The sequence below is a fragment of the Allotabrizicola aquatica (SeqCode) genome (assembly GCF_965194375.1).
In the GTDB taxonomy this organism is placed as follows: Bacteria; Pseudomonadota; Alphaproteobacteria; order Rhodobacterales; family Rhodobacteraceae; genus Tabrizicola_A; species Tabrizicola_A aquatica.
This window is the reverse complement of the sequence record NZ_CBDAEL010000015.1, coordinates 1-15755: the sequence shown is the minus strand read 5'-3', so window position 1 is coordinate 15755 and position 15755 is coordinate 1. Positions and strand designations below refer to the sequence as shown.

15 protein-coding genes are annotated in these 15755 nt (G+C 52.8%); 4 read left to right on the top strand and 11 right to left on the bottom strand.

Annotation, left to right across the window (positions count from 1 at the left end; all coding sequences use genetic code 11):
• A partial coding sequence (locus AC72UB_RS13000) for a transposase (RefSeq protein WP_505189770.1) occupies positions 1 to 333 on the top strand: 333 nt, incomplete at its 5' end.
• A 202-nt stretch (positions 334 to 535) separates the two neighbouring features.
• On the opposite strand, the gene AC72UB_RS12995 is transcribed toward AC72UB_RS13000, so the two are convergent.
• The 4 genes from AC72UB_RS12995 to AC72UB_RS12980 all read right to left on the bottom strand — a co-directional run bounded on the left by AC72UB_RS12995 (position 536) and on the right by AC72UB_RS12980 (position 6366).
• Positions 536 to 3079 carry a DEAD/DEAH box helicase family protein gene (locus tag AC72UB_RS12995; protein ID WP_505190164.1) on the bottom strand — a complete coding sequence of 848 codons (2544 nt, stop codon included), beginning with the start codon at positions 3077 to 3079 and terminating at the stop codon, positions 536 to 538.
• A complete protein-coding gene (locus AC72UB_RS12990) occupies positions 3072 to 4649 on the bottom strand; it encodes an Eco57I restriction-modification methylase domain-containing protein (protein ID WP_505190163.1) in 1578 nt (525 codons plus the stop codon). The genes AC72UB_RS12995 and AC72UB_RS12990 overlap by 8 nt, the downstream gene beginning before the upstream one ends.
• On the bottom strand, positions 4646 to 5299 hold the full coding sequence (locus AC72UB_RS12985) for a DNA methyltransferase (RefSeq protein ID WP_505190162.1): 654 nt from the start codon (positions 5297 to 5299) through the stop codon (positions 4646 to 4648). Before AC72UB_RS12985 ends, AC72UB_RS12990 begins: the two co-directional genes overlap by 4 nt.
• 434 nt (positions 5300 to 5733) lie before the next feature.
• Positions 5734 to 6366 carry a hypothetical protein gene (locus tag AC72UB_RS12980; RefSeq protein WP_505190161.1) on the bottom strand — a complete coding sequence of 211 codons (633 nt, stop codon included), beginning with the start codon at positions 6364 to 6366 and terminating at the stop codon, positions 5734 to 5736.
• A 145-nt stretch (positions 6367 to 6511) separates the two neighbouring features.
• On the opposite strand from AC72UB_RS12980, the gene AC72UB_RS12975 reads away from it, so the two are divergent.
• Entirely contained in the window at positions 6512 to 7768 is a 1257-nt protein-coding gene (locus AC72UB_RS12975; RefSeq protein WP_505190160.1) for a tyrosine-type recombinase/integrase, read from the top strand.
• Here the strand turns inward: AC72UB_RS12975 and AC72UB_RS12970 are convergent.
• The 4 genes from AC72UB_RS12970 to AC72UB_RS12955 form a co-directional block, all read right to left on the bottom strand.
• The gene (locus AC72UB_RS12970) at positions 7765 to 8190 is read right to left on the bottom strand and encodes a hypothetical protein (protein ID WP_505190159.1); all 426 of its coding nucleotides are present in this window, start codon (positions 8188 to 8190) and stop codon (positions 7765 to 7767) included. The genes AC72UB_RS12975 and AC72UB_RS12970 overlap by 4 nt on opposite strands.
• 38 nt (positions 8191 to 8228) lie before the next feature.
• The gene (locus AC72UB_RS12965) at positions 8229 to 8891 is read right to left on the bottom strand and encodes a tyrosine-type recombinase/integrase (RefSeq protein WP_505190158.1); all 663 of its coding nucleotides are present in this window, start codon (positions 8889 to 8891) and stop codon (positions 8229 to 8231) included.
• Positions 8892 to 8985: 94 nt separating this feature from the next.
• A complete protein-coding gene (locus tag AC72UB_RS12960) occupies positions 8986 to 9744 on the bottom strand; it encodes an AAA family ATPase (protein WP_505190157.1) in 759 nt (252 codons plus the stop codon).
• 17 nt (positions 9745 to 9761) lie between these two features.
• The gene (locus tag AC72UB_RS12955; protein WP_505190156.1) at positions 9762 to 10655 is read right to left on the bottom strand and encodes a hypothetical protein; all 894 of its coding nucleotides are present in this window, start codon (positions 10653 to 10655) and stop codon (positions 9762 to 9764) included.
• 182 nt (positions 10656 to 10837) lie between these two features.
• Here AC72UB_RS12955 and AC72UB_RS12950 point away from each other — a divergent pair, with 182 nt between their 5' ends.
• A complete protein-coding gene (locus AC72UB_RS12950; RefSeq protein ID WP_505190155.1) occupies positions 10838 to 11644 on the top strand; it encodes a hypothetical protein in 807 nt (268 codons plus the stop codon).
• 76 nt (positions 11645 to 11720) lie between these two features.
• Positions 11721 to 12050 (top strand): DUF6626 family protein, encoded by a 330-nt coding sequence (locus AC72UB_RS12945; protein WP_505190154.1) that lies wholly within the window; start codon positions 11721 to 11723, stop codon positions 12048 to 12050.
• 583 nt (positions 12051 to 12633) lie between these two features.
• Here the strand turns inward: AC72UB_RS12945 and AC72UB_RS12940 are convergent.
• The 3 genes from AC72UB_RS12940 to AC72UB_RS12930 all read right to left on the bottom strand — a co-directional run bounded on the left by AC72UB_RS12940 (position 12634) and on the right by AC72UB_RS12930 (position 14258).
• On the bottom strand, positions 12634 to 12960 hold the full coding sequence (locus tag AC72UB_RS12940) for a DUF3768 domain-containing protein (RefSeq protein WP_505190153.1): 327 nt from the start codon (positions 12958 to 12960) through the stop codon (positions 12634 to 12636).
• Positions 12957 to 13364 (bottom strand): hypothetical protein, encoded by a 408-nt coding sequence (locus AC72UB_RS12935; protein WP_505190152.1) that lies wholly within the window; start codon positions 13362 to 13364, stop codon positions 12957 to 12959. The genes AC72UB_RS12940 and AC72UB_RS12935 overlap by 4 nt, the downstream gene beginning before the upstream one ends.
• 150 nt (positions 13365 to 13514) lie before the next feature.
• A complete protein-coding gene (locus AC72UB_RS12930; protein WP_505190151.1) occupies positions 13515 to 14258 on the bottom strand; it encodes a hypothetical protein in 744 nt (247 codons plus the stop codon).
• Between the last annotated feature and the right edge of the window lie 1497 nt (positions 14259 to 15755).

Genomic DNA, 15755 nt, shown 5'->3' with positions numbered 1-15755 from the left:
GGCCCGCCCGAGATCATGAACACGGATCAGGGCAGCCAGTTCACGTCCTTCGTCTGGACTGACAGGCTGAAACGGGTTGGCACCCGGATCTCTATGGACGGCAAAGGGCGCTGCATCGACAACATCTTCATCGAGCGCCTGTGGCGGTCCCTGAAGTATGAATGCGTCTATCTGCACGCCTGGGAAACCGGATCGCAGGCACGGGTCGGCATCGGGCGCTGGATCACCTTCTACAACCACCAACGCCCTCACACTGCCCATGGCGGCCAACCGCCCGCCGTGGTCTACTTTAACCGCATTGAAACCGATCAGCAGGTGCAGGCAGTAGCTTAAACAACCCGGAAAGCTGTCCAAGAGTTGGGGAGTAGCTCAAAAGATCGTCAAATTCGTTCATGCTCAACCAGCCGGGAAAGTCATCAAAGATAGCTTCCAAAACATCGTTCAGACCATCTAGCGGATCTTTGTCGGGCATTTGATTGATCTTCTATACTTAGCTGGCCGGCAACTATTTCATTCAAACCATAAAGATAGTCCGTTAGTCCCTCGCAACCACCGTGTCATATAGCCCATAATGGGTAAGACCCTTATGGCTCTCGATACCTGTGTAGCGAAGCGAAGCATCTTCGTAGCGTCGGAAGGCAAAGACTGCCGCGTTCATCTGCTCTGTATTGAATACTTTGAGCCGCACCAGCAGATGGAAATCTTGCACTGTTAATCCAGTGACTGTGAGGAATAGGTCTGGCTCCAGCTTGGTGATCACATCCTGCAAGGTATTTTCGCGGAAGTCGGTCAGGTACATGAACGCAGGGATGCGGGTTGCGAACTTGATCAGCTTTTCCTGAACCATCTTGCGCTTGGACTTGTATTCTTTTTCCTCGTCAGTCAGCTGCTTTTCATCGTCTTTAGAAAGCTTTCCCTGTGCCTTGGCTTTGGCTTTCAGCTCTTTGACTTTGTCGCTCTTGTTGATGATGGTTTCGATGACGTTGTCGCCCAGTGCCCGCCAGCCTTCAATTCGCTCAACAGCAGCCATTGCTTCCGGGTTGTCCATGATCCGGCGCAGGGTGTCGTTGTCCACATTGACCAGCAGTGCGCTTTCCCATTTGCGGGCCAACAGCGTTGCAGACGTTCCAGCCATGGCAATATCGAGAATGCCGCCAGCATCAATCTGCGTCATGTTTGAGCCGTCATAGGCCAACACGGGCAAGAACGAGACCAACTCACGCACAGCATTTTCTGGATTAGCTTCGTTTGGCGACAATCCTATGCCGTACTCTGACAGCTGCCGTAGAGCTCGAGTTGGTGCAAAGTCGAACACGAAGCAGGCTGGCTTTAGGATTTCTTCCTCGTTGGGATTGTCGCCATTGGGGTTCTTAATTGACCAAGGCGATTGCACGCGAAATGCTGCTTGGAAATAAGTTTCTGGCGATTTGAGATTGCGCAGCATCAGAATGGATGACCATTGCGCGACTGTCACGCCAGTCGTTAGCTTGCCACATGACAGCGTAATCGATTTCGTGTCAAAACCGCTTCCGATAGCGTCACGTACCGGTGGCAGTGCTTCCAAGCCGATGCCAGCTTTTGCACCTGCGGCAACGATTGCCTTGTAATCATGCCAAAAGGTATTGTGCTTTTCGCCCAGCAAATTTGCCATGGCGTGACATGCTGCCACGTTGGGCAAGAACCAGAACGAATGCTGTAGGTAGGGTAATAGACGAACATCCGAGTAGGGGAATGGTGGCCGCGTACCAGTCTTTAGACTTTCAACAGTCTTGGCTGCGTGCTGGCCACGGATGATATCCAGCCACTTTTGCACATCATCCTTGTGCTTGAACTTGGCAGATGTACCCGTGCCTGTTGCACTGAAAAACTCATTCAGGTCAAACTCGTCAAACTCTCCCGCGCTGGCAATTGCCAACAACTCATCGGGCATTTGGTATGTGAGCAAGCGCATCTGGGGCAATGACCCGTAGGGGTTCCATTTGGCGGAATGCTTGGCGGCAAAGTCTTCCTTTGCCCGCTGTTCGTCCGTGTAGGTCCAGTTGAAAATCTGTTCTTCGATGAACTCGCCAGTTGCCAGTGCTTTGAACGGCGTGCCGGACAAGTAAACATAAGCTCTTGTCGAAATTGGCAGGAACTCCGTTTCCTTCTGCGACAATACGTTCAGGTCTTCGTTCACGTCTTGCAGATCGGTGGCGTATTCAAGTTTGGTTTCTTTCTTGGAAACCGCATCGTCTTCGCCTTCGAACAATTCCTTGGCCGTGTCACGCCAAGCGCCAAAATGGTACTCGTCAAAGACGACCAGATCCCAATTTACCAGATGCAGCCATTCGTTCTTGGCTTTGATATTGCCAGCAGCATCGCGCCCCAACAGGTCTTGGAACGAGCCGAAATAGACCACGGGCTTCGTCTTATCGATCTGCGTTGGATCGCCATCGGATTTCTTTGACAGATATTGCCACCCGTCAAAGTCCACATGGCTTTCAAGGTCTGTCTGCCATGCGTCTTCCACTGCTGGCTTGAACGTCAGGACCAAAACCCGCTTTGCGCCCATGCGCTTTGCAAGTTGGTACGCTGTGAACGTCTTGCCAAAACGCATCTTGGCGTTCCAAAGAAAGCGCGGGACGGCGTTCATATCTTCGGCCCAGCGCGACAGGAAATAGTTGTGCGTGACGTTGACAGCTTCAGCCTGCTCCCAGCGCATAGGGAAAGTCAGGTGATGATTGCCGCTGGCTTTCTTGCCAGTGCGCAGTTCGGTTAGGGCGGTTTTCACGTCAATTACGGAACACTTCACCCATTCCAGCTGGCTTTTGGCAAAGCCTTTCTTGGCGAGTGCTGCGCGAACCTCGTGGTCACTAAAGATGGTGCCATCGTGTCGCTCAGCTGGTTCATCAAGTTCGATGCGGTAGTTCTGGATAGCGGCGGTCTTGAGCTGCTCTGCCACACGCTGCTTTACGTTCCGCGTCGTTTGACCAACCTTCAGCAAATTCTGATGCGCCGCGTCTGCAATCGAATAGGCGTAGATGCGCGGTCTTACTTGGGGCTTAGGAGCAAGAATTTCATCAATGGATGTCTTACTCACCGCGCCACTCCACAGTACGGATCATACTGTCGATGAAACTCTTCTCATCGTCATTCACTCCATACTTCGAGTAGAGCTGAGCGTCAGTCCAATCAACATCCATCGGTATATCTGGAACGAATGAAAAAACATCTGACTTATTATCTTGTGTTATCTTCCTCAGTGACACGAGAAACCTAAACAGCTTCGTTCGCATATAGTTCCTTAAGAGCACGGCCTCTTCATAGCTTTCAGCAATCGCGGCCACTAAGTATGTTTCCGAGCAGGCTTCACTGGGACCGGAAATGAAAGGACCTCGCTGATCCCAAATCGGCAAAGGGTAGTTTTCGTTTCCGTCGGATGCTCGCGGTATTAGTACCTTCCATCTCTCACACCAATCTTTGTTTGAAATTAGTTCGTCGCGCGAAATCCAAGTAATTTTACCAGAACTATACAGTTTTATTGTTCGATGCGCAGACCTCTCATTAGCTCCAAAGAAAGTGGTCGGCAGACCGAAAGGTTTGCGTGACGAAACTCTTTTGTCAAAGGTTGTCTCCCCATGACTCCTGATTTTTCTCAAAATTGAAACTGCCATGTTTCTTCGGATAAACACATCAAATTCGCCAAGAGGCCGGACAGCTGGCTCTCCAGCTATCCCACCTTGCTCGACAGTTGTTATTGTGCATGGACCCTGGTGATCCTTTGACCAAAGGAAATAGTTTACACCGCCATTCACATTAATTTTTGGAAAAGCGTCTTTGTCGACTATAAAATCAACAATAACTTTCATGTGGTTATCAGACAGACGTGCAGACCTAAAATCATCCAATCCCTTCCCGCCTGCAAACCAGCGAGAGGGTGTTACCATGGTAAGAAACTTTGGCTCCAGATTTATTGCCTGTTCTATAAACTTTTGATAAATTGGCGTCGCACTGGCGGATGCACTGGCATCCTGTAATTGGTAAGGGGGATTTCCAATTATTACATCGAACTGCATTTTATCTCCAAAGATTTCAGCAACACGTTTTTTGATGTTTTTCGCATGAATGAATGCATAGGCATGCGTTTCAAGGTCGGCATTTCTTTCGAACGTTTCATAACTTGCTCCACAATACTCGCACTTCGTTCCAGCCCAGCTGTGTTCTGTTCGATCATACCAGATGTTGCCAGCATCCTGCGTGAACGACTTGGCAACTGAATGGATACCGTTCGCTATCTTTGAACAATAAGTACTGCGTCTGCCCAGTAGGCTAGTGAGTTTGGTAATGCCAATACCAAATATCTGCTTCGTTAAGATATGATCAACACGGCTCTGGATATCTGGAAAGTCCAAGGACAGCCCATCCACTAGCCTAGTAGTGATTTCACGAAGAAAAACGCCAGATTTCACGCAAGGATCAAGAAATCGAACTGTCTTGTCCGCCCAAATGTTCGCTCCTTCATGATCCGCGGCCCAAGCTTCAGCCAAAGTGTCCAGCATTTGGTTGGCGAACTCTGGCGGTGTGAACACCTCATCATTGGACAGATTAGCAATACAGGTCAGTACATCTGGATTGCGTCCACGCAGTGCGAAACCAGCTTGTGAAGTCATGCGGCCTCCTGGGGCATGCCGTCAGATGCGGCTGCAAGATCGCCCATGTTCATTGGCGGATATGTCTTTGTTGGCGTGAAAATTTCATGTTTGCCCAGATGGGCGAAAAGCGAACCTTCTGCACTGAATGACGAAGAACCAGTCAGTACATCAAGCCGGAAGTCACGGCGCTGGAACTTGCCTTTGCCAAGATAGCCCCATTCCGAGAACATCACTGGTTTGCCGTCCAGTGCCTTCATCGTCATAGCGTCTCCATGCACAAGGTTGACCGACAGAACAAACGCAGCTGCGCGATACGCTTCGTCAGTTTCGTCAATGTTCAGGTATTCGGCAAGGACTTCGAGCATGGCCGCACGGCATTCAGCGATGTTATCGGCCAGCAACTCGATCCCGTAGGTGCACATAACAGCAAGCAGGGCATAGTGACGCCGTTCAAAGAGGGATTTGCCGAACTTGACCTCTACCGCTGCCAGCTTGCGCTGGAGGACACGGACCAAGAAGTTGCCGCTGCCACAAGCAGGTTCCAAGAAACGGGCATCGATGCGGTTTGCTTCATCCTTCACCAGATCAAGCATCGCCTCCACCATCCATGCTGGGGTGAAAACTTCGCCGTGGTCGGCAACTCGCTGCTTTGATTTGATGAGGCTCATGAGGGGAACATGCCAGTTTATGTGGTCAGGTCCAAGGGCACATGCGTGGGGACCGGGCATTAAAGTTATGCGGGTTGCACACTACTTCTATCTGGATGATGCGCCAGCAACCTTCTGCTGGGGAAAGGACGCAAATGCACGTCCGGCCGCTTCGGGCTCTAACTCGCTGTGTTAACACAGTGTATCGTTTTACTGTGGTAACACAGCGTTCTGCATCCGCCCCGTTCATTTGTTCGGTTCATTGTTGGATTTGTCGGTCTTCCTTATCACGCCCGGTCGTCTTCACTTGTCCCATCCTGGCCCTGATGAGTTTGTTCATCTTCGCTGTTGGACCAGTTCCCGGTGAACCCTTTTCGGCTTCAACTAACGGTCATGACAAGGATTTGGTGCGACTTTCGCAACCTCATGTAATACAACGGTTCCTCCGTGCTCGACTACTGGCTGGTGGCTTTGCCACTCAGTTTTTGTTCGCGGAGTGCAAGGCGTAGCAGCGTGCCAGCCGTGTGCTGTTTGAGGGCATCCAGTGCAGCCTGCCTCTCGTTGGCTGAGATGGCGCGGCTGATGCGCTCTTCCTGCGCCACCAGACGTTCCGGTGTGTTTTGGTATGTTACACCAGTATCTGCGCTGATCTGGGTGTCGAAACTTGCTGGCCCCAGCCGCCAGACTTCACGTGTCACATAGCCTGCAACACGATCTGGATACAAAACTGGCGTGATCCAATTTTGGTCTATGCCTGCCGTTGCTGGGCTGGTCTTTGCCCATAGCGTGTTGGCCAGTGCACAGAACTCGCCCTGTTCGATTGGTGCCAGTGCAACGAAATGCACGTGATAGTTATCGCTGTGACTGCCAGCATGGGCAAAACACCAGCGTTTTACCCGGCAACCACGTTCAGCTGCAGTGCCGTAGATCACGCGGTCCAGTTTGTTCCAAAAGTAACGCAACTGCATGTGGGCACGGGTGAATGAAATCCGGCTGCCTGAATGGAACTTCAGGGTGCCAAACACATCCCAGTCTCTGTCCAGCAGGTATCGGTAAAGCTCGCGCTGATAAATAAAGTTTGGGGTCAATTGGGTTCAATCCTTGTCCGTTTATTTATCAATGGACGTGGAAAACCCGACAAAAACTGGCGAAAATCTCACCCAATCTGCTGTCGGCAGGTGTCGACACCTCCTGTCACCGGCAATAGGCTGACTTGGACAGATAGGATGCGCGATGGTCAAACTCAGCCCAAGCACGGAGACGATACTGGACGGCGATGTGCGGCTGACCCGACGCGGTGGCAGCAGTGCATGGCAAGCCGCATTCAAGATCGGTGATCGTTGGGTGCGGGTGACGACCAAGTGTCGGCAACTGACCGAGGCAAAAGCGGCGGCTAAGGAACTGTACATGGAGTACCGGTTCAAGGCCAAACATGACTTGCCCATCGTGACCAAACGCTTTGATGCAGTAGCTGGGCTGGTGGTTGCGGACCTGCGCCGTCAGTTAGCAGCTGGCGTGGGCAAAAAGGTGTTCAAGGATTACATCACCGCGACGGAAACCTACCTGATCCCGTTCTTTGGGACAAAACACGTAAACAACATCAGCTTTGCGGAGTTGAAGGAATTTGCGGTTTGGCGGGCCACGAAGATGGGACGCGAACCCAAGGCCAGCACGATTACCACGCATAACACCGCGCTGAACCGTGTGTTCGAGGAGGCGGTCAATCGCGGCTATATGAGCAAAAGCAAGATCCCGCTCTTGGTCAACGCTGGCGATGAAGGTGAACGGCGACCTGATTTTAACGATGATGATTACCGCACTCTGGTGCGAAAACTGCCGCACTGGGCCAAGGACGACGCTGTTCACACCCAGAAGTCACGCGACATGCGCATGTTGCTTTGGGATTATGTGATCGTGCTGGCCAACAGCGGCATCCGGCACGGTACTGAGGCGGAAAATCTTCGCTGGCGCAATGTGCATGTGTGGGAAGAAAAAGGCCGCATCTATATGGAGTTTCAGGGGGTCAAGGGAAAAACCAAGGCACATAATGTGATGTGTCGCCCCAGTGCTATCACTGCGCTGCGCCGTATTCATGCCAGAACAACTGCGATAGCTGGCACTGAGTTTATGGCCATGCTCAAGCAAAGGTTGGATTTACCAGTGTTTGCACTGCCAGATGGTACTGTCAGCAAACACCTAAACCAAACGTTCAAGAGGTTCTTGTCTGAAACTGGTTTGCTGAAATGTCCGGTAACACAGCAAGACCGCACCCTGTACAGCCTACGCCACACCTATGCGACGTTTGCGCTGATAAGTGACGGCATGGATATTCACGTGCTGGCCCGCAACATGGGCACGTCGATCCCCATGATCGAACTGCACTACAACCACCTGCAGCCGCGTATGAAGAAGGACATGCTCAGCGGGCCAGACTATGGCCTGACCCGCGAAGAGTATGAAGCGCAAAAGGCTGATGGTGATGCCAACTAGGTCGGTTGAGCGAGCTTATTCCGACGTGCAACTCGTGCCTTAAGCAGTTTCTCTGCGGCGAGGGCGCGATCAGGGTCAGTGATGCGTTTCATAGTCATTCGCTTGCCGGTGTATTCATGTTCGATTTGGTCGATGGTCTGAGAAAGAGGGGGCGATTTCTCGGAAATCTCAATCATGGTTTTGAAGCCGCCCTTTTGGCTGATGAGGACATCCAATAGCGATTTCGAGATGTATTGCCCTTTCCAATGAGTTTGCTCTTCCGGTGTTTCACCTTTGCTTTTCGAAATGGCGCTGGCAAATTCGTCGAAACAGTCCATTCCCTTGGCAGCTTCCTCCAAATCGACCGCCTTACGGATGCGTTTTGTCAAAATTCTCTTGATCGGCGAATCCACCAAGACTTTTTCCCAATTGATGCTGGCCATCATCATTCTCCTTTCTGATGAAACTTTGGTTGCAGAGTTCAAAGCAGTTCGACCGCGTTGGCCAGTTGCTCAGAATTTACGTCGATGTATCGTTGGGTAGTGCTGATGTTCGCGTGTCCCGCGAGAGCTGCCAGTTGGCGCACACTCACGCCTTTGTTGGCCAAGCGGGTGATGAACGTTCTTCGCCCCGAATGGCTGCTTGCGCCGTTGATGCCGCTGGCGGTGTAGATTTCTAAAAACAGCTGGCACATGGTGTTGGCGCTGAACACTTTGCTCTTCTGCGTCGGAAACAGGGCGTCAGTTGGTTTGCTGTGTTCCACCAGCATCCTATATTCAGCCATGGCGCGGCGCAGGGTTTTGTTTAGATAGACCGTGCGTTCGTATCCGCCCTTGGTTTGGGCACGACGCAGGATGAACTGCTCACGTACAGCACCAGCGTCGTCGTAAATGTCGCCCACGAGCAGGCTGGCAATTTCCTTGGCACGTAGGCCAGCGTTGAAGCTGACCAACATGATGGTGCGGTCACGCAGTGCGTGGCGGCGGGTGCTGATGTATTGCAGCACACGACGCAGCTGCGCTTCGGTGATGGTGGCGGCTTGGGCCATAGCATGTTCCTCCAGAAACCTAATGCTTTCGCTGGCTTCACGGTATTTCCTGAGATTTTGGTTGTCGGCCGAAATCAGAACGTCTTCAGCGTTCAATGATTTCAATGGGTTCGGCAGAAACCTAATACAATGCTGATTGTCTTAGGTTTTCAGGGGGCAAGGGAGGTTGCCCCCTGAAACTAGGCCCGGCTTAGGGCGTGGGCTGTGCGTTGGGTGCAGGCTGCTGCTGAGGCGGCGTGACAGTCACAGTAAGTGACGCGGGCGGCACAGGTGGCGAAGGCGGCACGGCAGTGATGGCGTTGTGCGCGACATTTCCCGCTTGCTTAGTCAAAACGACATCCTGCAAAAGGCGACAGACGTCACGTGCGCTTCCAGTGACACCAGACAGCATGTTCAGCACGTTAGCGTCAGGAAGCTGCACACCTTCCGCCTGCAAGATGTGCTGCGCACGAGGCAACCACAGCTTGGAAGGCGGAGGCGAAAACTCGACAAGGCGGCACACGCTGCGAATACCAGTGTAGACGCTGGTCTCGTGATTGGTCGTGAACATGAAGCGGACGAAAGGGAACGTCTGCATGAAATTGCGAAGGTATTTCTGCGCAATCAAGGGGATCATGTCGACTTCGTCAATTACGATAACGCAGCCAGCAGTCATCATTCGTTGAAACCCCAGGAAATTCATCATCCCGTTGATGGCCGACTTTGCGACAGGAACCGTGGTCAGGTCCGACCCGCAGAAATAGTTTCCGTGTTTATAAGTACACCCGTAACGCGCTTCAAACATCAGCTTTACAGCGGTTGTTTTCCCGGTGCCGTGAGGGCCATAGAGCAGAATGTGGTCGTCGCAACTACCGTTTCCGATGGCTTTGACTTGTTGCTCAATGACGGTGTGGGGATACACGATGTCATTCAATGATTGCGGCTCATACTTGATTTCAAATTTGGTCATTTTGCTTTCCTTTCTGATTAAGCGTTGACGTTTTCGTTGATGAGCTGATTGCGCTCATCAAGGGCTTCTGCGGTCCCAGAAGCGGTGGGGATGGGCTTGAGATCATCGCGCTTGCCAAACTCAGCGATCATCGAATTGACAGGCACTTCCGAAGAACTGACCATGACGATAGTGAAGGTCCCGTCTGCGTCTTCGCGAATGAGTGCTGCGCGGAAGCTGTGCTCAGCTTTCTTTTCCTGCTGATCGCTGGGCAGCTGGATCTGAAGACCTTTTGCAATACCGGAATTGCTGTTCAGATTTGCAATTGCGGTCTGGCGTTCGGCTTCGCGCTTGGATTTGACGGCATCCGAGTTACCACCATTGCGACGAATTTCCTCAATGCCGCCGACTTCGACAACATATTCGCGGAAGGCCTTATCAGGCTTGTTCTTGAGGTTCAGGTAGACGTTGCGGAGGACGTTCGAATAGTTGAAGGCACGCTGTTCAAGCTGCTTGCCGAAAACCGCCCAGACGATCTTGGTTGCAATGCTGGTACCAGCCTTGCACTTGCCGTACTCAGCGTCATACGCCTTGAGGAACTTTTCGCGCAAAGTGTCGGACTTCTGGGTGCGAACATAGATCGCGTAGCAATCCCCGAGAATGCCATACAGCACGTCATTGCTGGCACTGAGCTGATGCAGTTCCCAGTTCTCGCGACGAGCCTGCAAGTCATCGAAGGCAGCAACGATGGCGTCGGCAGTCGTGAGATTAAGCGGCTTGGCCGATTGTGCGGTTGTATCAGACAAGCCCAAGCTAACGGTCACAGAGTGCTGCTGGGCGATCGCCTGAATGTTGATCCCGGCAGCCTCATTGGCCACAGCGTCGTTGGGCGCAACTGCATTAGCCGCGATATCGTTGGAGTAGTTCGTCATTTGTAGTTTCCTTTGTGTAAGCCACGACACTGCGTCGTGGTGCCTGCACAAATGGCAGAGGTGGGGGGCGCATCTCAGAAGCAGCACCACCCAAGGACCAGTGTTGTTGGGTCGTTTTCCCGGCTGCTTTACCTGCGACGGCAACCTGCTAGCCTGTTCTGGAAACGGGACTGGGGGGAATAATGTATAACCAAGAGGGTTGGCTGCAGCGCAGGCAACAAATGACCACCTTCTTCTACCGCTATGCTCCGCCCCTGTTTGGCGAAGTGGCGGAAGACCTGACACTGGACACGGGCGTTAAGCCACCCTTCGCCAAAGCGCCGAGCCACATGTGTAGCGTCTACTATTATTGGTGGGCGTTCCTGCGGCAGGACGCAGACTACATGCGCCATTCCAAGCGGGAGCCCAATCCGCAGGATCTGGTGATGCGGGACTTTGGTGACCTTGACGCCTACGGCGGCTTTGAAGGCTGGTGGCGTCGAGTGGGGCGCAAGCTGTTTAGTGAACCAGCAGAGCGTGGCATCCGCTGGGCCAGTAGTCCAGATGAGCTGCCAAGATCAGATGGCTGCGTCTATATCAGCGTCCCGTTTCGTTGTGACTTAGACCAAGCCCTCGCAGAGTTGCGTGACATTTTGAAACCGGAAATGGATGCCCAGAAGGCACAAGTTGGCCTGAGTGGCGCTCGTTATCCTGTGTTCACCAAGCCCGTGCTGTCAGCCCTGCACAACAGGCTGGAAGTGCTGAAGCTGCGTGAAGCTGAAGACATCACCCTGTCCGAGATTGGTAGTCGTCTTGGCATTGGTCCCAAGGGTGATGATGCCTATGCACGGAACGTCAGAGAAACGACGGTTGGCCGTTACCTGCGAGAAGCGACATGCATTCGCAAATGGGCCGTGCGTGGCTTCTTTCCGGTTGTCAGCGAAAAGGCATACCGCACTGCTGACGAAAAAGGCCTGCTGCGCGAGCCGGGAACACGGGTCAACGACTAGCGACGTAATCCTCGCGTTGCGGAATAAATACCGATGGCGGCACCACTGCTTGGCGCTGCCAGTTGGAGAACTGAGTATGAGTAGAAGATTATTGAATGAGGTCAGGGACGAACTGATCGACATGGGGCTAACAGAGAACGAGCCTGAGTTTTGTGTGGCATGGCTGGGGCGTGGTGTTGGTTACATGCGCACCCTGCGCCATCTGGGCCAAGAACCCAGTGCTGAGGCACTTGCGATCCTTGCCAGTAAACTGGGGCATTATACACAGCGGTTATGGCGTGGTGGTGACAGTCAGGCAGGCTGGGCTGCTCGATTTGATGTGTTGCACCAGCATTGTCGCGCAGCCCTTGAGCAGCACGCCCGTGACAGATGGCAGACACTGGAGCGCATGAACTATGGCGCATAAAGGCATCCTACCCATCACGGCCAGATCGCGACGGAATATGGTGACCCAGTACTTATCGTTTCAGGGTACCAGTTCGCACACACCCGGTGTCGGCGCATGAGCTGGGTTGGCGCAATCCGTGAGACGCTGGACAGCTTGGCGCTGGTCACTGACCCAGTTTGGAAGGCTGAATTTGCAGCTCAGGTTGATGGGCTTCAAAAGGCTGCCGAACAGCTGACTGCAATCTATGCGGAGGAACTGGCTGAACGTCAGGCCCGGTTAAAGGTGCCCCGACCAGCCAAACCTAAACCGAGATCTGGAAAGCCAAAATCGCCTGACGCTGACACAGTGGGCACGGTCAAAAACATCCGGCCGAAACGCCCGTTCGTTCACAGTGTTCCACCAGCCGGTTTGCCACGGGGCCATCGCTGACCGGAAAAAATACTGTGTTAACACAGCAAGATGATCTGCTGTCGTAACACACCAAGTTGGCTTTTCAACGTCAGTGCGCGGGGCTGGTGCTGGGCGGGATATGCTTGATCCAGTGCCGTTTTCAGCCGCCCACCCCCAGCACCATGCCGGTATAGCTGGAATACTCGGTGGGTCAGTATTCGCTGCCCAGCAGGATCGTCAGCACCCGCGCAGTCACAGCTGGATCGGCTGCATCAGGCGAGTGCATGGCGAAATCCAAGTCGTAGTAGTCGAACTTCCAGAAGATGGTTTCGTCTGCATATCGGAAGTTGCCGAAGTCATGTTCAGCGTAGGGGTCGTTGTCCGGGGTGAAGGCCGTGTACCGGCGCACCATGGCTAGGATCATGTCCGTGGCGTTCAGCGCCAAGACCCCCGGCGTAATCAGCACCCGGCAACCGGTTAGGGTTTGCCGGGCCTGATCGTTGAGTTCTTGAATGCGCTGGGTGTCGGCCCCAGTCATTTGGACGCCTCCGGCTTGCCACGACGTGCCGCAGCTGCCAGCACTGCGTCCAGTTCCCCAGCCTCTGCCGCCGTCTCCAGCGCCTTCAGCACTGGCTCGATTTCGGCAATCTTGCTGACGCTGATCGCGTTGCTCCGGCCGTCCAGCAGCAGGACGCGAGCGCCATAACGGGCTTGGATGAACCACCCCGTGCCCTTCTGGAAAAACCACGCCCGAACCGCACGGGCTTTGCCGGTTTTGCTGAACCGGTTCTGGTCAGTGTAGGCTTCACCTCGCGCCAGCGCCGCCAGCACCAGCCGCTGCTCAGCAATGCCTGCGCGGAACCGGGCACGGCGTTCTGCAACTGGATCACGCTCAATCTGGCGCGAAACGGTCTGGAAGTTCAGTTTGTCGAGTAAGCTCATCTGCACACCTGTTGGTTGGTTGTGCAGCTGGCCTAACGCCGTCGTTCAAACGGTCGAGCAGAAATAGAATGAATGGAAATTCATGGGCCACGGCTGGGTGCAACGTCAGCCCGCATAAAGAACCGCATACAACTTCAAAATGTGGAGACGTCATCCCCATGAGCGAGGCTCGACCTCGAAGGCCATCTTCTTGACAGCGGCTGTTACCGTTCCCCGGTCTCTGTAAAGCCCAAGCGAGACTCCGGCTTCGGCATCATCAACGTTCCGCACACGGGTAAGTTCTACCCTTTTGTCCGCCTGCAAAAGGAGGCGGTATGTCCTGCCATTGACACGGCAGTAAGCGGTCTTGTTTGTGCCAAGTGATGTCCAAGGGCAGTCGGCTCCCGAAAGCAACCGTTGCTCGCTCTCAAGCTTCACTAATTCACGGGCTTCCTTCTGTTTTCTACGTTGATCAGCGTAGCGTTGCGAATGGAGGTCCTCGAGCAGCCTTCGGATCGCCATAAGGGTTGCAATAAGGTCCGTGCCTTCGCCCGCTTCCTTGCGATACAAAGCCTCACATTCATCACGGAAGTCGTCTTGAGGATACATGCTCTCCTCTTCTTCGAGCGCCAATATCCGCTGTTTAACGTCTGTCTTGCTCAGCTTTGGTCCGGGCAAAGTGTTAAGGAACTCCGCTAAGTCAGAAATAGGTACCCAACTCCCCAAACTCAGCTTGGCTACTTGATCTTTCGTGCCATCCCACTTGCGCCATATGCCGTAGTCCCGATCAAGGGCAGTTACGATCTCCTTGCTAACCTTTTCGAGGTTCTGAAAGTCACGCATGTGCCGCAGTGATGGGCTTCTAACATAGTCGGCGATGATACGACGCACGGTATAGATGCGGTCCTCAAGCATTCCATCCCCCTACAAATTGCTTGGCCTTTGCATTTATTTCTCTGACATTCATCGTTTTCAACTACGACCTCCAGAAAGCTCGACCTTGCCCGGAAAGCTGCAACAAACTTCCTAAATCCAATGCTGCACAACCACAGAACGGTCGTGAGGCCAACGATAGCCAACTTGAAAATGCGCAATGGTGACACGTCCCAGAACGGCACGCGACGACGATTAAAACACTGTGTTACCACAGCGTTTCATGATACTGTGTTCAACATAGCAAAACGCATTTCGCGCCCAAAATGCACGATAGCACATTCTGTAGCACAACCATTTTCATGATTTAATTCACCAATATTATCAAAGTGTTACCGTCAAGCCAAATCTTGAAAATCCGCGTGTCGCTGGTTCGATTCCGGCTCTGGGCACCACTTAATCCAACAAAATCAAACAGATACGCATAGCACAGTTTTTGGTGCCTGCGTCGCACAGTCATCGCACAGTTTTGGCTGCGTTGGTGCGGTTGGAATCACTGTGGTCAACACAGTGTTTGTGGTTGCTGTTGGGAGCACAGTGATGCTGGATGTTAGGGCAACACACTGTGCGTGTTAGCATTAGTGGGCCAAAACTGAACGATCACCACTTTTGGTATATGCGGCATTTCTTGCAATATAGAAAGCGTAGCTCGCTTTGCACACGGCGGCTACTTGGCCGGGTCACGCATAGGCGGAAGGTTCTAGCTTTGCAGCTGATCCGTCGAACAACCTTAGCTCACAGTCCCCCAATATCTTCGCGCTGCACCAAAGTTCAGTCGCCATGAACGTGTTAGCGTATGACATTTTTTGGGGCAGAGAATGCGTCCCAAGTGGCGCTTTCGCCCACTGACGACCTGGAACTATTCAGCCCTTAGCCATGCAAGGAACAAGACGGCGCTATTCGACAGTATGCTCAAAAGGCTACAAAATCAGTTGTATGCAAGAATATTGATATGATATTTCGCTCGATGGCAGAAAAATACGCTTCATATTGAATAACTATTTCTACTTTGATAATGATTCTCGTCGAAAGACAGTGTCCCTTAGCTGCAGGCAGCACAAAGCAAATGCAGAATATGCAATCTAAGACGGTAAGTGACTATGTTAACATTGACCTCGTGCACCCAGGAGATCATCCAGAGTTAGCCGTCGACTACTTGTCGCGTAAGCTCTTGCTATCACGTGATGCAGTGCAGCATTTGATGTGTGCAGGGTACGGGGTAATCAGCCAAAACGTTCCTCGTGACGAAGCCAATAAGCAGATCACACTAATGTCGGCGATCGGCATGCAGGTGATTATCGCGGACAGTTCCGACAAAAAGCCAGTATCGCTTTTGAGCTACTCCCCGAAAATCGGACAGTGACGGAAGCTACGATCTGACGTCTGCTGGTCTCCAAGAACGAGGAGATCAGAACATGAAGAAACGCAGGAACCATGACGCGGCGTTCAAGGCGCGTGTTGCGTTAGAGGCGCTGAAAG